Source organism: Flavobacterium tegetincola DSM 22377, from assembly GCF_000425485.1.
In the GTDB taxonomy this organism is placed as follows: domain Bacteria; phylum Bacteroidota; class Bacteroidia; order Flavobacteriales; family Flavobacteriaceae; genus Flavobacterium; species Flavobacterium tegetincola.
Map to the genome: position 1 here is coordinate 124,117 of NZ_KE384383.1, position 21,401 is coordinate 145,517.

Genomic DNA, 21,401 nt, shown 5'->3' on the forward strand with positions numbered 1-21,401 from the left:
AAGATTGAAGTATCAAGTATTAAGACTAGAAGTATTAAGATTAAAGTATCAAGTATTAATATCTAAAGTATTCAGTTTTATAGTTTTCAGTGAATAGAATAGTATCAAAATATTTTTTTTAAACAACGACTTAAAAATCCCAAATTCTAACTTTCAAATCTCAACTTCTAACTTCCTACTCATACATCAAAAATCCTAAATCCTAAATCCAATGTATCTCAACTGTCATTCTTATCACTCTTTACGTTACGGCACCATTCCGTTAGAGACACTTGTTGCTCAAGCCGTGCATTATGGCGTTACTGCTATGGCATTGACGGATATCAATACAGTTACCGGAATTTATGATTTTATCACGGCTTGCAAACACGTAAACATAAAACCATTAATTGGAATTGAATTTCGCTGTGGCACTGAATTTCGATATATTGGTTTGGCCAAAAATGCCAACGGCTTGGCAGAAATGAACCGGTTTTTGACAGATCATAATTTTAAAAATATTTCTTTGCCGTTACAAGCGCCCGATTTTGAAAATGTAACTGTTATTTATTCATTTATAAACCCTCCTTCAACATTAAAAGCACACGAATACTTGGGCGTCAGACCCGAAGAAGTGCGAAAGTTATTCAGTTATACCGGAGATTTTTCGAAATTGGTCATTTGGCAACCCGTTACTTTTACGTCGAAAAAAGAATACCAACTCCATAAAATTTTGCGAGCCATAGATCAAAATAGTTTGCTCTCCAAATTGAGTCCTTCTGATGTTGCAACTCCATTTGAAGTCATGGTCAATCAAGAACGTTTATTAAAAGCTTTTGCCGATTATCCACAAATTAGTGCCAACACAAATCAACTCATTTCTGACTGTAATTTTGACTATGAATTTGGCAAACCCAGAAATAAAAAACATTACACAAATAATAGTGAAAGCGACATTGCATTACTCACCACATTGGCACAACAAGGTATGGATTGGCGGTATGGCAAAAATAATCAAGCGGCAAAAAACCGTGTGGCAAAAGAATTAAAAGTCATTCATGAACTTGAATTCAGCGGTTATTTTCTAATCACTTGGGATATCGTTCGGTACAGCAACAGTCGGGGTTTTTTGCACATTGGAAGAGGAAGTGGTGCCAACTCAATCATCGCCTATTGTTTAGGAATTACGGATATTTGTCCGATTGAATTGGACTTGTATTTTGAACGTTTTTTGAATGAAAATCGCAAGAGTCCACCTGATTTTGATATTGATTGGAGTTGGCAAGAACGCGATGTTATTTTAGAATATATTTTCAATCGGTATGGTAGAGAACATGTTGCTTTCTGCGGCACGAATGTCGAATTTAAATACCGTTCTATTTTTAGAGAAGTGGGAAAAGTTTTTGGTTTGCCTAAAGAAGAACTCGACCATCTTGCTAAAAATCCGATGAAACTCCACGAAACCAATAGCGTAGTTCGCGAAGTGCAAGAATACGGCATGTTATTGGAAAAATATCCCAATCAAAGAAGTATGCATTCGTGTGGAATTCTGATTTCGGAAGAACCGATTACAAATTTCACGCCGCTAGAAATGCCGCCAAAAGGATTTCCGATTGTGCTTTTTGACATGCATGTAGCCGAAGCAATTGGTTTTGAAAAGTTTGATATTTTGAGTCAGCGTGGTATTGGAACTATTGATGATACGGTAAAATTGGTTGCTAAAAATCAGGGAATTCAAATAAACATCCGTGATACTTCCATTTCAAAGAACCAAGCAGATGCCAATGTGTTTTTGTCAAAGGGAAAAACAATTGGCTGTTTTTACATTGAAAGTCCTGCAATGCGTGGTTTGTTACGACGATTGAAATGTGATAATTATAAAACATTAGTCGCTGCTTCATCTATCATTCGGCCTGGTGTGGCCAAATCGGGGATGATGAAAGAGTATATTTTTCGGCACAACCATCCGGATAAATTTGAATATTTTCATCCCGTTTTTGAGGAACAATTGGGCGAAACCTACGGTATTATGGTGTATCAAGAAGACGTCATTAAAATTGCTTTGCATTATGGAGGATTACCTGCCGCGGATGGCGATATTTTGCGAAGGGCCATGAGTGGAAAAGGACGTTCATTGAGTGCGTTGCAAAAAGTAAAAGAGCATTTCTTTGAAAGTTGTGCCAATAATGGACATCCTGAAGCATTGAGTCAGGAAATTTATAGGCAAATTGAATCGTTTGCAGGCTACTCGTTTTGCAAAGCCCATTCGGCTTCGTATGCGGTAGAAAGTTACCAAAGTTTGTATTTAAAAGTGCATTTCCCAATTGAATTTATGGTCGCGGTTATCAATAATCAAGGTGGTTTTTACCGTATAGAAGTGTATGTCCATGAAGCAAGAATGGCGGGAGCTGCAATTCATAATCCGTGTGTCAATAAAAGCGAATTTGCCGCTACATTATATGGAGCAGATGTGTATTTGGGATTCATGCATTTGCAAGGTTTGCCTGTAAAATTGGCGGAAGCCATCATAAAAGAACGTTCAATTAAAGGTGAATTTAGTTCATTAGAAGATTTCTGTACGCGTGTCATCATTGGTTTAGAAAGTTTGAAATTATTGATTTTTATTGGTGCTTTCAGAAGTTTGGGCAAGACCAAAAACCAGTTGTTGATTCTTGCCAGTATGCTTTTTCATGCTGTTGCCAAAACGGACCAAGTTCTTTTGCTGCAAGAAGCGGTAAAAGAATACCATTTGCCTCAATTGGAACGATCGCTTTTTGAAGATGCTTTTGATGAAATTGAATTGTTGGGATTTCCCACTTCATTTACGCCTTTTGAATTGTTGCAGACTACTTTTCGGGGCGATGTGATGGCAAATAATTTGGCACAACACCATAAGGAACAAGTTCGGATGCTTGCTTATTTAATTTCCCGCAAACAAGTACCTACGGTTCGTGGGACGATGTATTTTGGGACTTGGATTGATGCAGAAGGCACTTATTTTGATACGGCACATTTTCCCGATAATCTGCAACATTTTCCTTTTCAAGGCGGAGGTTGTTATTTGCTATCGGGTGTTGTGGAAGTCGATTATCATTTTCCAACAGTTACTATTGTGCAAATGTCTAAAATGCCTTTTGTTGCTGATCCAAGATATACTGATTCGAAAGAGCATCAATTCCGAACGCAAGAAAATTTAAAAGAGGATATCAGTGCCACACAACGAGCGCCTTATCCGAGAGAACACGAAATTGGGTTGCCGCGGTTTAAGATGGTTTTGTAGATTGCTATTTGGGTAAGTAAAGGGTTCAATAAACTATTTTATTTTAAATACTTTTTTTCAAATTGATCGGTTGTTATGTTCCGTAATACAGTTGCTTTACCGGCATGATAAATTTGATTGTCTTCGGTATCTTTTTCAATATTGCATCCCATACCGATAATGTTATTCTTACCAATTTTAACATTTTGTTGGATAGCGGCATTCATTCCTATAAAGGAGAAATCGCCGATGTGAACATTGCCACCAAAGGTACAATTGCTCAACATACAGTGTGCTGAAATAGTCACATGATGGCCCATCGCTGTTCCAATTAAAAATGAGTTATCGCCAATAGATACGAAAGGACCGATTTGAGAACCAGCACTTACAAATGTGTTTTCACCATAAGTCAAATCTTTATACGTAATAGCTTTTTGCGAAATATGACTTACCATCTTATATCCTTTGCCTTTTGCTAAATCAAAAATACGCTGTCTCTCTTTGTTTAATCCTAAAGCAATAAACAATTGGTACTCTTCTGGAGGATAACAGGACTCAATCATTTCAAAATCGATTACGGGCAAATTGTTAATTTCTCTCTCAACAATGTATTTGCTTTCGATACAAAATCCGCAAACAGAAAATTGTGTTTCATTAGTAAATTCAAAGTGCATTGCTTCTGCAAATTTTCCTACGCCGTAAATTATAATTTTCATTATTAAAATATTAGAGTTTTTTAGGTGGTAGCCATTTTAGCCATTTCAAAAGTAATAATTTTTAGACAACTACAATTTATAATTTATACATTTCACATATTTTTTTTTTAATCATAAAACTTAGTTTCATACCTAGTAAAGGTACGTTTCATAGTGAAATAACTAGTATTCAACATAAAACAGTTAATTTAACAGTATAAGATTTGCTAAAAACTTTAACATAACGTTAATATGGTTACCTTTGTACACTAATTCATATACACCTAATTATGACAAAAGAAGCCATCCTTATGAAACTTAAAGAAGTTATAAAGCCTTATTCACAAAATCCAGAAGCGCTTGAAAATATTTCAGCAACTACAGATTTCACTAATGATTTAAAGATCAATTCTGCAAATTTAGTGGATGTCTTTTTAGATGTAGAAGAAGCATTTGAGATTGAATTGGAAAATTCAAGTTTGGAAAAGATTGCAAATGTATACGATGCTATTGACGTTATAGAATTAAAATTGCAAGAAAAAAACCAAGCCTAATATTTTTACGTATACTTAATTAATTTTTAATTGCATTTAGGGCTCTAATAAATCAGAAACGCAAAAATTTAATTATGGAAAATCAATTTAGAGATAATAATTATTGGGCTCTTATATTGGGAGGTAGCAGCGGTATTGGTTTAGCATCAGCTTTGAAGCTTTCCAAAGAAGGAATGAACATCATAGTAATTCATAGAAATTCTAGGTCTGAAATGCAAGCTATAAACAATTCCTTTGCCGAAATTATCGATAACAAGGTACAGTTTATATCCTTTAACATTGATGCGGGCAATTCAGAAAAAAGAAAGCAAACCATAGAAGAATTAAAATCTCAGTTCGGTGAAGGTAAATTAAAATGCATGATCCACAGCATTGCGAAAGGAAATCTAAAAGCTATGGTCGATGCCAATGGACCAGAACTTCAGAAGGATGACTTTATGATTACCCTTGAAGCCATGGCCATAAGTTTATATGAATGGACAAAAGATTTATTCAAAGAAAATATGTTTACTAAGGATACGCGAATTTTATCTTTTACAAGTGAAGGAAATACAAAAGCATACAAAAATTATAGTGCAGTTTCTGTTGCTAAAGTTGCACTAGAAGCTATTTCTAGAAATATTGCATTAGAATTTGCGCCTTTTGGAATTCGATCCAATTGCATACAAGCAGGCGTGACCGACACCCGATCTCTAAGAATGATCCCAGGCAGTGAGAAAATGAAAGAAATAGCCATGCATAGAAATCCCTTTGGTAAAATAACTACGGCCGAAGATGTTGCAAATGTGGTTTACTTACTTTGCAAAGACGAAGCTACATGGATTAATGGTGCTATAATTCCTGTTGATGGCGGTGAATCAATAGTTTGATAATAGAAGATAGATGACAACAACAGAAATATTTAAAAAATTACCGTTTTCTGCACCGTATTTATTTGTAGATGAGTTACTTTACGTAAATGAAAAAGGAGCAAGCGGAACATACACTTTTAAGGCAGATTTAGACTTTTTTAAAGGACACTTTAAAGATTTACCTGTTGTTCCAGGTGCTATTTTAATTGAGACAATGGCACAAATTGGTGGTGCAAGCGTAAGTATTTACTTATCATCTTTGGATGAAAACAAAAATGAAAATCAAGTGAGTGTTGCTACCTCTTATAATGTAGAATTCTTTAAACCCGTTTATCCAAATGATAAAATTACGGTTGTTTCTGAAATTGTATATTTTAGATTTGGCAAACTCAAGACCAAAGTTGTAATGACTAATGAAAGAGATGAGAAAGTATGTGAGGGAGTCATTGCAGGAATCTTAGCAAAACAGAGCAATTTATGAAAAATAGAGTTGTAATAACAGGACTTGGTGTAGTATCGCCAAATGGTGTGGGACTTCCTGCATTTAAAGATGCCATTAAAAATGGGGTTTCGGGAATCAGATTAATTGATCGTTTGGTTGAATTAAAATTTGAAGCTCAAATTGGAGGTATACCGGAAATTACGGAAGAACTGAAAGCGCAGTATTTTACGCCCTTAGAATTAATGAAATTTAATGCTAGTGGAATATTGTATGGATTGATTGCAGGAGTTGATGCATGGAATGACGCTGGCTTAAAATTAGGAAATATAGATGAGGAGCCGGATTGGGACAGCGGAATGATTTTTGGAATTGGTTCTATTGCAGCAGATAAACTACGAGATGGTATCGTATTAATTGATAAACTGCAAGTAAAACGGTTAGGAAGTAATTTTGTAATTCAAACTATGCCAAGCGGTATAACTGCTTATCTTGCAGGTAAGCTTGGTGTAGGTAATCAAGCAACTACCAATTCATCCGCTTGCGCAACTGGAACAGAAAGTATTCTAATGGCATACGAACGAATTAAATCGGGAAAAGCAAAACGCATGCTAGCAGGAGGTTGCAATGATAGTAGTCCCTATACCTGGGCAGGATTTGACGCCTTGAGAGTTGCCACTTATAAACACAACCATGAACCCGAAAAAGCTTCGCAACCAATGGGGAGAGATGCTTCGGGGTTTGTAGCAGGAAGCGGTGCAGGAGCACTAGTTTTAGAAACATTGGAAAGTGCATTGGAGAGAGGAGCACATATTTACGCTGAAATTTTAGGGGGAGACATGAATACGGGCGGTCAAAAAGGAGATGGAAGTATGACTTTGCCTAATAGTGTTGGTGTGCAGCGATGCATCAAGGAAGCTATCAAAGACGCGGGTATTCATGCAGATGATATTGACGTCATCAACGGCCATTTAACTTCTACTGGTAAGTGTAATTTGGAAATTAAGAACTGGTCGGAAGCTTTAAACAGAAAAGGTAAAGATTTCCCTTACATCACGGCTCTCAAATCAATGATTGGTCATACGCTCGGAGCTGCCGGTGCAATTGAAAGTATTGCGGCAATTTTACAATTAGAAGAAGGCTTTTTAGTTCCAAATTTAAATTGTAAAAATATTGATCCAGTAATCTTGGATCTGGTTGACGAAGAAAAAATAACAAAGGAATATATAAAGAAAGATTTGAATATTATTGCAAAATCAAGTTTTGGATTTGGTGATGTAAACGCTTGTGTGATCTATAAAAAGTATACAGGATGATAAAAGCAATTTTATTAATTATTTTATGATTGGAAATGATATAGTAGATCTTCTTTGTGCTAGAAAAGAAAGTAATTGGAAACGTAAGGGTTATCTAAATAAGATTTATTCATCTTCTGAACAAAGACTAATTCATTCCACACCCAATGCGGAAATAATGGTTTGGATTTTATGGGTCATGAAAGAAGCTTCCTATAAAGCTAACCATAGAATTACCGGGTTGAGAGAATATGCTCCAATAAATATTAAATGCAGCATTAAATATGTGGAACACAACGTATACTTTGGAACCGCAGTCTACAATGGTTTGGAATACAATACAAAAACAATTGTATATCCGGATTATATTCACAGCATTGCATTGCACAACTCATCTGGTTTTTCTAAAGTCACAGAAATTTTGATTCCAAATTTCCCATCAAATTACCAAGAACTTTTAAAAATAAAAAAGTACTTATTGCCATCGGAATGTATAATCAAAGACGATCTAGGTATTCCCAACATATTTAATAATCTTACTAAAGAAATTATGCCTATTTCCATTAGTCATCATGGAAATTTCTTAATTTTGATCCACATAAAAGAGTAAAAAAACATGGCTTACCTTTCACAAGAAGAATTATCAAAAATTGGTTTTGCGTCATTTGGACAAGAAGTCTATATCTCAGATAAAGTATCGATTTATAATCCATCAAAAATTTCTCTGGGATCTTTTGTTCGCATAGACGACTTTTGTCTACTCTCTGCTGGAGAGAAAGGAATAGAAATTGGAGATTACGTGCATATATCTTGTTACGCATGTTTAATCGGAAATGAGAAAATTACCGTTAGTAATTTCGTGGCCATCAGTATAAAAGCAACAATCTTATCAAGCACGAGTGACTATTCTGGTGACACGCTACCCTCACTAAAAAAATTTGATACCGATAGTGATGTAAGAGAGGGATTAACTTCGGTAATAAGTAAACCAGTAATTCTCGAAACACATACGGGTATCGGGGCTAATACTGTAGTTATGCCTGGAGTAACAGTGGGGAAAGGTTCAGCAATTGGTGCACAATCTGTAGTATATGAAGATGTAAATGAATGGGGTATATACGTCGGAAACCCAGTTCGGTTCGTGAAAAAAAGAAGCCAAGCAGCTTATAATGAAGCTGAAGAGATTCTGCGTAAAAGAAGAGAGAATAATAAGTAATTGGATTTTAAGTTCAACATTTTCTAAGGCATATATTTTATGCATTATGTATAGTCAGATTTCTTTGTAAAAGAATTCGCTAATTTTTCAGCAAACAGAAGTTACTTTCTTGCTATTTAATGGAAGTGAAATTTTAAAATTAATCAGTACTTTATTCTATTGGTCAGAATTCTTTTTTAAAACAAGGTAATTTAATCAAGAGATCCATCCATTCTCAACTTTCTGTGGTTATCTTTGTGAAAAAAATTAGTATGTCTAAGCTTTTATATGATTTAGGAATCAATGCACCACTTCAAAAAACTCTAAATGATTTAGAAATAACTTTTGCTACAGATATTCAGCAGCAAGTAATTCCAATAATTTTACATCAGAAAGAAGATATCGTGGCTCTTGCCAAAACAGGAACTGGGAAAACAGCAGCTTTTGGTTTGCCATTACTGCAATTGGTGGATACTAAAAAAGATTTTTTACAAACGTTAATTTTGGCGCCAACAAGAGAGTTGGCACAACAAATTTATGCCAATTTAGTTGATTTTGCAAAACAGCTACCTGAAGTTTCAATCGTTTTAATTTCCGGTGGAGCACCAATAAAAACGCAGGTTGAAGCTTTAATAAGTACTACTCACGTCATTGTGGCAACACCGGGCCGATTTTTAGATTTACTTGAAAAAAATGCACTTGACGTAAAATCTTTAGAAAATTTAGTTTTAGATGAAGCGGATGAGATGTTTCAAGCTTTGAAAGAGGACTTGATGCCTATTTTAAAAGCTTTGCCTAAAGAGCGTCGGTCACTATTATTTAGCGCCACCATGCCAGGCGAATTAAAGGAAATCGTTCATAATTACATGTCCAAAAATGTAATTTCTATTCATTCAGATACCGCAATTGTTGGAAATACAACAATTGATCATCAATATATGGTGGTAGAACCGATAGAAAAATTAGATGTGCTTTTGCATTTTCTGAATTCGCAAGAAGGAGGAAGAGGAATCATTTTTTGCAAAACAAAAGCAGCTGTAAATAAATTGGCAAAAAATCTTGCGATGCGAAAAATTTCGTCAGGTGCCTTGCACGGTAGTTTAAGCCAAGGTATCCGCGATCGAATTATGGAGCAATTTCGAAATGGATTTATTGATATTCTTGTAGCTACGGATTTAGTAGCTAGAGGAATTGACGTAAAAGAATTGGCTTATGTGGTCAATTATCATTTGCCAGATACACATGAGGCTTATGTTCACCGAAGTGGTAGAACGGGAAGAGCTGGAGCAAAGGGACTTTCGATGACGATTATTCAGCAAGAGGAAGAAGCAGAAATAGCCGATTTTGAAAAAGCACTTGGCATACAATTTAAAACAGTATCTAAAGCAAATGCTGCCGATTTAGAATGGAACAATACGCTGGTCTGGGCAAAGAAGGTTTTCAAAACAAAACCCAATCGCGAAGTTCCGGAGGATGTTAAGCATCAAATAAAAACTATTTTTCACCACTTGACCAAAGAAGAATTAGTAGATAAAGTGTTGGCTAATTATTTGGCTGAAAATAAATAGCAGCCAAAAGATTCTTCAAAAAATATTCTAGTTAACTGTAAAATTCTGCAACGTACTTTTTTGAACGTAAAAAAGTATTTGCTAGAAACGACACGCTGTCGTAGAGTTGTGTCAAAGAATAAATAGTATTTAGATTGGGATGCTGATCAATTAAAAAAAGTACTACTAATTCTCCGTTCAACATTTGGTAAAATTCTTCGTAATTTCAATTCGTTTAAAGCACTTTGTTAGTTTCGAAAGAAAATAAATTATTAGTAAAGATAATTAATTTTAATAACCAAATTGTTTACTTCTATATAATAGGGTACAAAAATAAAGAGGACTATTTGTCCTCTTTATTATTCTGATACAACTTTTATCCGGTCCAATATCAAGATGATTTTTCGAAAAAAACTATCAAAGTATACCGTTATGAATTCAATTCTTATTTTGTAAAAACATAACATTCTTATACACGTTATATGCTATTTGCATTATTAGTTACTTTTTGAAGGTCCGAAAAGGGTAATGTGTAAATCCGAAGACATCTTTAAAATGGCCTGATTCTGAACTGTAATTGTACACGCTTCAAATTCTTCAGTGGTGGTGTAATCTGCTGTAAATATAGCTGAATTACTCTTTTTAGGAAGTGAATTACTCCACGTTGTGCCGTTCCAAGTGGTAATTGCACAAATAGGACTACGCTTAGTAAGCGGATCAGCATCAAGTACTTTATTGGTTAAAATAGCATGGCCTGAGTCGTTTAAATGTACGCCATCGCCTGAGTTCAGATTACTTAGTATTTTTCCATCTGCTGCTGCAATTTCTGTCCAGAAATTAATTGAGCGTTCTGGATAAGCTGTCAAAATTGCATCTCGCACTTCAATTTGACGTTGAATTAAAGTTGTATTGCTAAAATTCCTTGGTTGTGTAGTGGCTACCCAAAGTGGTACATTATTGATAAAAGCTTCATGATGTAGTACATTATAATTGGCAATTTGGTCTGCAACACTGTATCCGTTATTGGTATCGTTAGAAGGCATGTTGACAATTATAGCTATAGGATTGTAGCTCAACGCTTTTGTTATATTCTTGGTAGCATCGATAGTTACTGATACTCCTGATGGTATCGCAGTTCCAGTTGGTAGCACGTGATAGGTAGTGTATCCTCCTCTTCCAAGGTTCACCACATTTAATCGGGTATCCTTGTTATATAGAGATTTTGCGTACAAGCTTACCCAGGACTTAGCCAATTCGGATGCTCCAATACCTTCGGCAGTCGAGGAACCAATTACTACAATTGTGTTCACTGAAGAATCATTTGATATCTCAAAAACACCATCGCTTGAATCTTGAACCGAAGTTGAGGTGGCACGAACCAAACAGTTTGTAGAAATTGTATTGGGAATGATCCAATCGTATGTAGTGTTCGTACTAGGGACTGAATTACTAATTAGGTTCCAACTCTGTCCATTGTTTATTGAATATTCAAGTGTTATTGGATTGGCAAGGCTTGAAGCAGTCCAATTAATTGTAGTGGTTTTACCAACTTGCCAAAATTCATTACCATTTGGATTATTTATGGCAATTGATGGAGTTGCAGCATAATCAATAAGCATGGCGCCTAAGTAGAAAAACCCATTAACATTTGTATTGTTTGGTCCTTTACTCACCGTTATGGTTAAGGTTCCGTCCGCTTTGGGTTTAATTGATTTTGAAACGCTATTGTTAATGTTATTTGCTATATTTAAATATACAGTTTCCGTTGTCAAACCTTCAATTGTATATTTGGTCTGTCTGTTATCAATGTTTACATAATCCATTCTTGATGCATAAAAGGTCAAACTTAAATCAACATTTGGATTAAAATTGCTGTATTTTATAGCACCCGACGGTTCTACTTTACCTTCAAATTCAACAGTATTCCCAAAAAAGCTGTCGGAGGTTGCGGTAGTTGGCAATCCCAAACTTTGACCTGCAGCGGTAGTACCATTATCATTATAGAAATTGAAACTATCAGTAACGGCTAGGTTAATATTGGTTACTGTACCGCCTTTGCTAACCAAATTATTTAAGAAACCCGCTGTTGAGGAAACGGTTAAGTTGTTCCAATTGCCAGCGGTCTGACTTGTATTCGCTCCGAAGTCGATTTGAAGTGCGTTATTGGTATAGGTAGGCGTTGCAGTATCGTATTGTAATTTTATTAACCCAATATAGAAATATCTTGGACTATTATTATTATTATTATTATTTGCAGGACCCTTATCTACTTTTAGCTCTGCTGTACCGTCTGATTTTGGTTGAAACACAATGGTGACAGTTGTACTTGTATTGCCTGTGGGATTCAAATTGACCGTTTGGCTAGAAGCTCCAATGACTGTGTAGGAAGCTTCACGATTATCAATTACACCCATTTTTGAAGCAAAAAAGGTTATGGTGTAGGTTTTTCCTACCACTAAATTGGTAAACAAGAAGGCGCCTCCATCTGTTCCAGAGCCGTAAAAACTATCTCGAGTAGCCGAAGATGGGAAATTTAAACCTGCATCAGGCGCGGTTGTACCATCTGCATTACTTCCTGGAAACGCATCGGTGATCCTCATTCCTATTCCTGTGCTAATGCTGTTGCTATTGGTCAGATTTATAGTTGTGGTTAGATCCGAGTTGCTTAAGGTGCTGTTCCAAGGAGCCGGTGTGAGGCTATTCCCAAAATCAATGTACACGGTTTCGGTTTGTGCAGTAACGATTGTCGAGAAAAGACCTAACAAGAAAATAAGAACTAAATTCAATTTTGAAAGTAAGTTTGAAATCATAGGTTACGATTTTATAAAATAGTATCTGGGGAATTATTGCAAAAATACTAAATTATGTTCAAACATAAAAAGTTGATATTTAAAAGTATAGTTTGGATTTAATTACAAGTTTTTATTTGCAGGTATTATTTGTAAAGTAATTTTCAGAATCAATAGGTTTTAATACAAGAAATAAAAAGTTCACCAAGCATGTTAATTCATTAAAAACAGATATTTAGAATCAGTTTGACAGTTAAATTCAGAAAAAAAATTCTTTTGAAAGAATAACTTCAGCAGTATTTGTTTGTGGAAAACGGATGATAAATAAATGCTTTAACACAAATTGATTTAATCAAAAATGCCAGTTGCTATTTTCATTGTGAAATGAAACCATAGATTTTGAACTTTATTAACCCGTAAAAACTGCGATAATAAATCGCTAAGAATATAAAACTATATTTGAAAGACTCATTCTTAAATTTCTTAGACATTATTATAATCGATCGCTTTAGAATAGCATTCTCTTTGATTTTAAATCCTTTATAATTTATCTCGAGCTTATAGCTTTAATTACATCTCCTTTATTACTTCTTTCGGAGGTATTTTAAACTTTAAAAATCCATCTTAATTATTGTTCGTCCTTTTAATTTGCCATTGAGCATTAGCTCCATTTTTTCGCTTAGTTCGTCCAAATGTATTTCTGTAGCGGCATTCGTCAGTTGGTCGGTTTTCCATTCGTTTGCAAGTTTCTCCCATGCTTTTTCTCTGTAGATCATCGGGTAGTTTTGCGAATCAATACCAATGAGGCTAACTCCTCTTAATATAAACGGAAACACGGTCAAATCTAGTTTAGGCGACGAAACATTACCGCAGGAAGTAATCACACCCATAGGCAGTGTTGATTTTATAATATTTTCAAGAATCACACCACCCACGGTGTCTATACCTCCCGCATAAAGTGGTTTTAACAAGGGTTTGTGCACGATATTTTCAAACTCGTCTCTTAATATAACTTCATCTGCACCTAAATTTTTCAAGAAGGTTACTTCGGTTTCTTTACCGGTAATGGCTGTTATTTTATAGCCCAGCTTGCGCAAAATCCCGATAGTTAATGAACCAACACCTCCCGTAGCACCTGAAACCACAATGGAACCGTCTTCTGGCTTTACAGTTTCAGTCAATCGCAAGACAGACATTCCAGCGGTTAATCCTGCTGTTCCAATAGTCATCGCTTCTCTCATCGAAAGATTTTTAGGTAATGCAACAGCCCAGTCTGCAGGAACTTTAACGAATGCTGCAAAACCACCGTCAGTATTCATTCCTAAATCATAGCTGGTAACGATCACTTCATCGGATACTTTGAATTTAGAGGATTTAGAAGTAACAACAGTTCCCACAGCATCAATACCAGGCGTATGCGGATAATTTCTGGTAACCCCTTTATTTCCCGAAGCAGACAAAGCATCCTTATAATTCAGGGAACTGTAAGCTACTTTAATTAATAATTCCCCTTCGGATACTTCAGAAAAAGGCATGTCTTGGATGGAAGAAGTATAATTGTCGTCGTGCTCTTCTACTCGAAAAGCTTTGAAGGTTGATGCTGTATTCATAGTGGATGTTTTAATAGTTTTACTTAATTTTACATCAAATTTCGGTAAAAATTTGCTGATTTACAAGGGCTTACTATTTGTGCTTCTACGAACATTTAGTACCGCTTTGAATGTTTATACCGCTTTAAAGCAGAAAAGAAATATGAAAAAAAGTTATTGTCCAATAGATACCTTCATCAATACCATTAAAGGAAAAAGAAAAGGAACCATTATACTGCATCTGTTTCAAGGAGATAAAAGATACAGCGAATTGGTAAAACTGATGCCAGACATCAGCGAACGGATGATGACCAAGCAACTCAAAGAACTGGAAACGGACGGGCTCATTACTAGAACAGTGTTTCCCGAAGTTCCGCCACGAGTAGAGTACAGCTTGACAAAACTAGGTCATCAAATTCATCCCGTTTTGAAAGGAATGTATAAAGGAGGATTACTATTTGAAGAAAGTATTGCGGTATAAGTAGATTGCACTGCCTTTTTTAGATAAAAACGCAGTACAAATTACTGCTTTCAATTATGTGGTAAGTGCTGCCTTTTTCACTTGAATCAAGTCAGTGATGGCGTTCCATAAATCAATTCTTTTTTCCAAGGATTGCTTGGCAACGTTAAGTGTTTCGTTCCATTTTAGCTCGTTGTCTTTACACAATTCTGCAATCATCTTGAGCGAAAGAGGACCGTGCTCGTCTCCGTCCAAATCAATATGACGCTGCAGATAATAATTGAGCTTGTTGTACAATTTATTATCGGCATCCGACTTGTTCAGAATTTGAATAAACATGTCAGGAATGACATCCTCTCGACCAAAGGTAAATGCAGAAGCTACAAGGTGGGGTTTATTGGTTTCAATTATTGAAAACGAAAACTGTACAAATGCAGTAACTCGTGGGTCAATATTTATTTGGCTTAACGAGAAATCAACACTCTTGCCGGCTTCAATACCATTGACAAATTTAGTTATTTCAGCAGTACTTGCATCCAGTTGGTGCATGGCATCCAGGTACATTTCAAAATGACTCTTAGGTTCGCCTAACTCGTTGATGTCGCTTTCCTCTCCATGAACAATTTCATTGATAAACCGTGCTAACGTAGCATTTTTAGGAGGTGTCCAAGGTGTTTGAACCGTTGTAAGACTAATTTGCAAACTCTTAAGAAGCGACATGAAATCCCACACGGCAAATACGTGATTTTCCATGAAAATCTTTATGTCCTCAATATTCTTGAGGGAGTTGTATAACTCATGGTTTTTCAATTGATTTCGTAAGTCAGAAATCTCGTGTTCAATGTATGCAATTGTATTCATTTCCTTTTTTTTTGCAAATAACGGAATTTCTGCTAAGATGTATTTAGAACATTTGCTAAAATTAAAATTAAAGTAACTCAAATTATTCTAGAAGACTACTTTCATCTGTACTGTAATTGGTCCTATTAATATGCAATTCAAAAGGCTTATTCAATCCGGTTGATCCGTTTTTAAATATTAAATGTCACTCAATAATAATGCTTGATATTTGGTGTGTTTCGTTCAGCATTAGCTGTTGTGACTGTTCTTTATTTACTGTGAAATTCTAAAAGCAATCGGTATTTGTTAAAACTTAAAGTTACTTTATGAGCTTCATGTTTACGTTCAAAATACTTTGCTAACCCTGTATTTTTAGAATCATTTAATGATATTCTGTCTATTAATTTTAGAGCATCGTTGAGATTGTATTGAGCTTTGTTTTAGTATCAAATAAAGAATCTAAATTGTTAATTAAATTATAAATAGGGCATTTACTTATTTTAAGCGTTATAAATTGTGGAAAATAAAAAATGTATTATTATGAAAAAAATTACTTTACTACTCAGTCTTTTTACATGTGCAGTTAATGCGCAAACTTTTCCCGCACCCTATTGCGATATTACAGATCCAATGGTGACAGTGGAGGAGATCACAACGGTTAATTTTAATAATGTAACCATTACCAATACCAATTTCTCTGATAATCTTGTGGATTATACTGCAAATCAAATACCTGTAGCTCCAGGACAGAGCTACACACTTGAGGTTTTTGGAAACACATACGGCAATTTTGATACCGAGATAGTTGCCTTTATTGACTGGAATAATAACGGTGTCTTGGATGATGCTGGAGAGGTTTATGAGCTGGGAAAACTTACTAATGCAACTGGTTCGAATGGTGTTTCAGTAACTATGTCTGTTCAAGTTCCCGCTACAGCCGCTGCTGGAATGACTCGCGTTAGAATTACAAAAGTATTTACAGATATTGGATCAGAAGCAATAGTTGATCCTTGTGCTATTTCTTTTGACATAGCAGGATTTGGAACATTCGCAAGCTATGGCCAAGCATTAGATTTCAATTTAAATGTTAGTACTTTAAGTAGCGCTACATTTGACAGCGAAGCATTATCTATTTATCCTGTTCCTGCAAAAAACAAGGTAACAATCGCCTACAAGTCAGCGATTGGTAACATGCAAGTGTATAACCAATTGGGACAAGAAGTGTACAGTAGCCGAAACTTAGGTTCTCAGGCAAGCTTGGACGTATCTGGTTTTGCAAATGGTGTTTATTTTATAAAACTTTATAACGAGAAAGAAGCACAAACTTTTAGGATAGTGAAGAATTAAATACAACTTCTAAATTATAAGAAAACCTCCATAAAAGTGAATTACTTTTTTGGAGGTTTTTTGTTATACGCTGGTTTGTCAATCTGTTGGGAAAGTCTTCTAACTTAATAGACTAGTTTTATTATTGGTGAATAATAGCATCTCTTTATAAGTAATGTACAACAGTGATTAGGTACTCTTTTGATTTTATAATCGTGTTTTATTTTACGGGTGTAATAAGGTACAATTGTGTAGCATTGGTAGTAAAAAGTTTAAAATTAAATTTCTCACTAGTATAATAAAAGTAAGGGTAATAGTCTTGTTCCAGTTCGAATTTTAATTTCGCAATTTCGGTACCATTGGCATTATAATATTTGGAAGAGGACCCATTTTTTCCAAACCAAAAGGATTTTTTAAATTTAAGCGTATCTGAATCAACAGCGAGCTGACACAGTAAGTCTCCCTGCCAAGAAGGTTCCTCGCTACTTGGTGAATTTCCACCAATACTGTGCGTTATGTTATCTAATTTTATTCTGTGGAAATAGATTGGAGTAAAAGAACCCCAATCCGGTACATCGCCATAATTTTCTGGAGCATATTTACCAAATACATTCGCCAAGTAGGTTGTTTCGCCTAAGTCATCATTTCTTTCATTCCGATTTGGCAAATACGTATCAATAAATAATTTATACCATTTTCCTTTGGTAAAGTAAATGATTTCTTGTGAGGATTTCATCCCTTGTGATGCATAATTGTGACCTTCTATTTTATAATAGTCTGCAGTATTGTAAGCATCGCCAAAAGCTGCAATTTGTTGCTCTTTGGTCCATTTATAGTCTTTATTGAGAAGTATAATTGGCTTCTTAAGGGTGTCGCCGTCGGTTACCCAAGTTCTAAAATACTCCTTATCAGTATTTACAATGTAGTCATCAAAGAGAATCTCAGTAAAGTTCTCACGTGTTCTTTTAAAGGTATATTGGTCTATAATTGCTCCATCTTTGTTTAATTTGTAGGTTGTAAAGTCCTGATACATTTGAGTTCCTCCGCCGTATCGGTCTTCTTCCACCTCTTTAAAATCTCTGTCTTTGGGAATTATACTTGTAATAACAATCAAATTACCTTGAGAGGAAACAAAATGTTTTATGGGTTCATAACTGCTGAACGACAATTGCATTTTATGTTTGCCAAAGTAAATCGGTTCATCGGTATTTACAGAGACATAGTTTTCATATTCTTTGGGTAATTGGGTACTGTTAAAAGTATTTGCAACATACAAATCCAAGTCACTATTGACAATAATTGTAAAGGTGATGAACAATGCAATTCCGCCGAAAAGCCAACGTAATTTCTGAATTGATTTAAAGAAGATGAACACGAAATAAAAGATAAAACTCCCAATGAATACACCAATGCCGCCAATCAAAATAGCTATTTCGGCATACAATCCGGTAATTATTATAGGTGCAACTATTCCGTAAATAACGGTTAGTACAACTGAAAGCAGTAAACCGTTGAGCCAATTTTTGGATTTTTTCTCGCTCATTTTAAAATGGTTTTAAAGTGTTCATTTGTAAGGATGTTATCGTTGTTCTTCATAATGTTTAAGCGAGTAGCAGACTGCAAAGGCAATTCAATCGTTTTAGCTGCTGCGTATAATTCGTCTAGAAAACCTTTCAAGTTACGAATCAAATTTGGAAGTAAATATAATCCTATTCTTAAACAATAAATGCTGCTTTTAAAAAATGTCTTTCATTTTATATCAAGAAAAAGAGGACTACTAATCCTCTTTCTGTCTTCTATAAAAACCTTACGGGAACTTTAAACTTGTGGATGGCATGTGATTTATTTTCCAAAAAGAATCAGGGCTTAATTGGTGATTTATAACTCGGTTATTTAGGATAAAGACTCGCATCCTGTTGGCCAAATGCAACGAAGATTTGCCCGTTGTTGCATGTTATTTCTTCATCCTGGAAATGCTATTTATCGTTCTTTCTTTGTGCTTATCAAGATTCCACACTATACCAAAACGCTTCAAATATGTTTCTAATGGATCCAGTCCTATTCTGAGTCTTCTTCTATTTACATCTTCTGGATTTTTAATAGGCCAGACATATAGAATTCTATTTTCATCACTCTTTATTTGAGTGCCGTATGTTTGCATTTCATTACTGTACATAGCAATTCGGTCTTCTAAAAGAGCCAAATCAGTAGGGTATTCTTTACCATCGTCAACCGCCTTTTTTATTAAGGGCAAATATTTTTTCTGAATATCAACGTTATTATTATGCTGCACTAACATAAATAGCGTATTCACACCCTCTTCGCCAATTACTTCGGGTCCTGGCCAGCCATGCTTCTCGATAATTACTTCAAATTCAATAAAATTTAAGGAGTCCACCTCATTCACTTTTATTCCATACTTTTTAAATTCGTCTGATTGGTCTCCATATTTTTGAAGTGTTTCTGTAAATTCCTCGCGAACTTTTTGGTCCTTAATGAGAAGTTCTTTGAGAGATTCAATTAATTGCGCATTGATTTTACTTTTTGCTATGCCTTCCTTAATTTTGATTTTCTGAACAAGTCTTTTCCATTTTTTTTCACTGCGTAAACTTTCAAAGCCTTCCTCATTAACTATATTGTCGTAATTTGTATAAGCATCAAATAGACCTTTGTTAGAAATTTTTGATAATTGTTTGTAAGCGGATTTCTTATCATTCGAAAGTGAGAACGCAAGTGCAGCATCAAATCGTACATCGGAAGTTACCACATTTTCGTATACTATTTTAAATGCCTTTTTATAACTCTCACTTGCTTTAGCATACTCTTCTGATTCAAAATATTCTTCAGCTTTTTCAATAGTAGCATCGTAAGAAATTAATTCTTGTGCAACAATGGAATTAAAACTCAAAAATAATAGTGCGATAAATTTTATACTTTTCATTGATTGAGTGTCTATATTTACAGAGACGTAATTTTGAACAATAAGGTTGCTTGGTCCTTCTTGTTTTTTTTGAAGCAGTCAAGGAAGGTAGATAAGTATTAAGTCGCTTTTGCAAAAGTTGAAAGGCTTTAGTATTATTCTAAATTAAATCCTGATGCTAACTTTAATCGCATCGACGGCTTAAAATTCATGTTGAACTAAAATAGTCGGAGTTTTTGAAGTAATTATTATAATGATTTATAAAATGCATTTTCTTTAAATTGTTCTGCATACGATTTTACAAGAGTTTGTAACATTGGAATAAAAAAAGCATCATTCCCTCTAAATGTAAAGGTGTAACTGTAATTTTTGCCTTCTTTAATTGTCTTTAATGCTTTGTCTAAATCTTTCTTAAACTGTTTTTTATCTTCATTTTGTTCTTTAAAATAAGCAGTAATTTCTTTTTGGGGATTTATGTTGCTTTCAAACATCAATGCAATCATGAAGGCATAAGCTTCATCTTTCTTCTTGGCTTTATAGGCATTTTTTGCAAGGTCGAAAATAGTTCTGTCCACATCTTTTATAAAAGTGGTTCCACTTGAAACGATTAATGGGTTGGTAAAAATTGCTCTGGTGTAAAATGTTTTTGCAAGCGCATAATTCCCTTTTGAAAAATAAATATCACCCAAGCCATGAGCGGCTAAATGCGTTATGTTTTCTACTTCATAATCGCCAATTGGATGGTCAGCAAAATGCTCTTTTAAAAACGCTTCAGGGATGGGCAGATCCACCAAATAATTAAGTTCTTTCTCATAATTTCGAATACTGAAGCGGTCCAATTTTTCATTAAACTTTTTAGCGTGACTCATTAGCTCTTTGTTTGATTTATAAGGCTCGTATTTTAATAGTTGTTGCAGACCTACTCTCAAATCATCAATTCTATAATCGTGGTAAAGTGGATAATCCTCTTTGTTTTTCTCGTTAGCAGTCTGTTTGATGTCTCTTCTAGTTTCGGCATCTTGCAGCGAATTGTTCAAGTCAAAAATATCATCTCCTGAAATAGATTTTTTAAAGCAGTACACAATAATCCTTGGATTGGATAAACTTTTATATTCATTATCAATACTTATAATATACATCCAATCGTCGTTTCCTCGTATAAAAGAAAGTGTATTCGGTTCGTTTACAACAGTCTCTGTTTTATTTTCTGTAATTACTCCTTCGGTGGTAATGTTCTTGGAAAGAAGTTTTTGAAATAATGTAGTGCTACCCACGCCTTCAAATTCAGTAAGATATTTATCTACATACTCGGTCATGTAATCCGGTAATTCGCTTGGATTTTGAGGACCAATTCCCGAAATATTTACTTTATCGTCCTCAAAAGTATACTTTGCTGGAGAAATTATTAGATCAGGATTATCTTCCGAAAGCACAATGCAAATGCCCACATTGGTTTTCTGTAACTCCTTTAATGCTATCTTTTCAGATGTATTGAAGTTTGAAATAATAGTATTTAATTGGGTATTTGTTTTTCCGTACTTTGAATAGTCTTTAACAGATGCTTCAACGTATTCTTTGATATTTTGATAGCGCTCTTGAGCGGTTAAATTCAAGGATAAAAACAGTAAGAGCAATAGGTGTTTTAGACGCATTTGAATAGTAT

At 34.8% G+C, this 21,401-nt stretch carries 17 protein-coding genes; 10 read left to right on the top strand and 7 right to left on the bottom strand.

The genetic code is table 11. The annotated features are described in order from the left end of the window. The first annotated feature begins 211 nt into the window (after window positions 1–211). Complete coding sequence (locus tag H602_RS0110225; RefSeq protein ID WP_026977907.1) at window positions 212–3,259, top strand: DNA polymerase III subunit alpha; 3,048 nt, start codon at window positions 212–214, stop codon at window positions 3,257–3,259. A 38-nt stretch (window positions 3,260–3,297) separates the two neighbouring features. Here the strand turns inward: H602_RS0110225 and H602_RS0110230 are convergent, their stop codons facing one another. Then, entirely contained in the window at window positions 3,298–3,954 is a 657-nt protein-coding gene (locus H602_RS0110230) for an acetyltransferase (protein ID WP_035759425.1), read from the bottom strand. 290 nt (window positions 3,955–4,244) lie between these two features. On the opposite strand from H602_RS0110230, the gene H602_RS0110235 reads away from it, so the two are divergent. The 7 genes from H602_RS0110235 (at window position 4,245) to H602_RS18685 (ending at window position 9,835) form a co-directional block, all read left to right on the top strand. Further along, window positions 4,245–4,487, top strand: coding sequence for an acyl carrier protein (locus H602_RS0110235; protein ID WP_245574939.1), 243 nt, complete (start codon window positions 4,245–4,247; stop codon window positions 4,485–4,487). A 74-nt stretch (window positions 4,488–4,561) separates the two neighbouring features. Then, window positions 4,562–5,356 carry an enoyl-ACP reductase FabI gene (locus H602_RS0110240; RefSeq protein ID WP_026977910.1) on the top strand — a complete coding sequence of 265 codons (795 nt, stop codon included), beginning with the start codon at window positions 4,562–4,564 and terminating at the stop codon, window positions 5,354–5,356. A 13-nt stretch (window positions 5,357–5,369) separates the two neighbouring features. Then, on the top strand, window positions 5,370–5,819 hold the full coding sequence (locus H602_RS0110245) for a 3-hydroxyacyl-ACP dehydratase FabZ family protein (RefSeq protein WP_026977911.1): 450 nt from the start codon (window positions 5,370–5,372) through the stop codon (window positions 5,817–5,819). After that, the gene (locus H602_RS0110250) at window positions 5,816–7,093 is read left to right on the top strand and encodes a beta-ketoacyl-[acyl-carrier-protein] synthase family protein (RefSeq protein WP_026977912.1); all 1,278 of its coding nucleotides are present in this window, start codon (window positions 5,816–5,818) and stop codon (window positions 7,091–7,093) included. The genes H602_RS0110245 and H602_RS0110250 overlap by 4 nt, the downstream gene beginning before the upstream one ends. A gap of 25 nt (window positions 7,094–7,118) precedes the next feature. After that, entirely contained in the window at window positions 7,119–7,682 is a 564-nt protein-coding gene (locus H602_RS0110255; protein WP_026977913.1) for a 4'-phosphopantetheinyl transferase family protein, read from the top strand. A gap of 6 nt (window positions 7,683–7,688) precedes the next feature. Beyond that, window positions 7,689–8,288 carry an acyltransferase gene (locus H602_RS0110260; RefSeq protein WP_026977914.1) on the top strand — a complete coding sequence of 200 codons (600 nt, stop codon included), beginning with the start codon at window positions 7,689–7,691 and terminating at the stop codon, window positions 8,286–8,288. A gap of 251 nt (window positions 8,289–8,539) precedes the next feature. Continuing rightward, window positions 8,540–9,835, top strand: a complete 1,296-nt coding sequence (locus tag H602_RS18685) for a DEAD/DEAH box helicase (RefSeq protein ID WP_051224374.1) — start codon at window positions 8,540–8,542, stop codon at window positions 9,833–9,835. Window positions 9,836–10,311: 476 nt separating this feature from the next. Here the strand turns inward: H602_RS18685 and H602_RS0110275 are convergent, their stop codons facing one another. Together H602_RS0110275 and H602_RS0110280 are read right to left on the bottom strand one after the other, a co-directional pair. Continuing rightward, a complete protein-coding gene (locus tag H602_RS0110275) occupies window positions 10,312–12,624 on the bottom strand; it encodes an SGNH/GDSL hydrolase family protein (protein ID WP_026977915.1) in 2,313 nt (770 codons plus the stop codon). A gap of 590 nt (window positions 12,625–13,214) precedes the next feature. Further along, on the bottom strand, window positions 13,215–14,213 hold the full coding sequence (locus H602_RS0110280) for a YhdH/YhfP family quinone oxidoreductase (protein ID WP_026977916.1): 999 nt from the start codon (window positions 14,211–14,213) through the stop codon (window positions 13,215–13,217). A 142-nt stretch (window positions 14,214–14,355) separates the two neighbouring features. On the opposite strand from H602_RS0110280, the gene H602_RS0110285 reads away from it, so the two are divergent. Then, window positions 14,356–14,673, top strand: a complete 318-nt coding sequence (locus H602_RS0110285) for a winged helix-turn-helix transcriptional regulator (RefSeq protein ID WP_026977917.1) — start codon at window positions 14,356–14,358, stop codon at window positions 14,671–14,673. Window positions 14,674–14,727: 54 nt separating this feature from the next. Here the strand turns inward: H602_RS0110285 and H602_RS0110290 are convergent, their stop codons facing one another. Further along, window positions 14,728–15,513: a DUF3050 domain-containing protein gene (locus H602_RS0110290; RefSeq protein WP_026977918.1), complete on the bottom strand. Its 786-nt coding sequence runs from the start codon at window positions 15,511–15,513 to the stop codon at window positions 14,728–14,730. A gap of 519 nt (window positions 15,514–16,032) precedes the next feature. On the opposite strand from H602_RS0110290, the gene H602_RS0110300 reads away from it, so the two are divergent. Next, window positions 16,033–16,839, top strand: a complete 807-nt coding sequence (locus H602_RS0110300; RefSeq protein ID WP_026977919.1) for a T9SS type A sorting domain-containing protein — start codon at window positions 16,033–16,035, stop codon at window positions 16,837–16,839. Window positions 16,840–17,038: 199 nt separating this feature from the next. On the opposite strand, the gene H602_RS0110305 is transcribed toward H602_RS0110300, so the two are convergent. From H602_RS0110305 to H602_RS0110320, 3 genes are all read right to left on the bottom strand, one after another. Next, window positions 17,039–18,361: a hypothetical protein gene (locus H602_RS0110305; protein ID WP_026977920.1), complete on the bottom strand. Its 1,323-nt coding sequence runs from the start codon at window positions 18,359–18,361 to the stop codon at window positions 17,039–17,041. A gap of 411 nt (window positions 18,362–18,772) precedes the next feature. Next, complete coding sequence (locus H602_RS0110315) at window positions 18,773–19,759, bottom strand: DUF6624 domain-containing protein (RefSeq protein WP_026977921.1); 987 nt, start codon at window positions 19,757–19,759, stop codon at window positions 18,773–18,775. 227 nt (window positions 19,760–19,986) lie between these two features. After that, on the bottom strand, window positions 19,987–21,390 hold the full coding sequence (locus tag H602_RS0110320; RefSeq protein ID WP_157505029.1) for a hypothetical protein: 1,404 nt from the start codon (window positions 21,388–21,390) through the stop codon (window positions 19,987–19,989). Window positions 21,391–21,401: the final 11 nt, after the last annotated feature.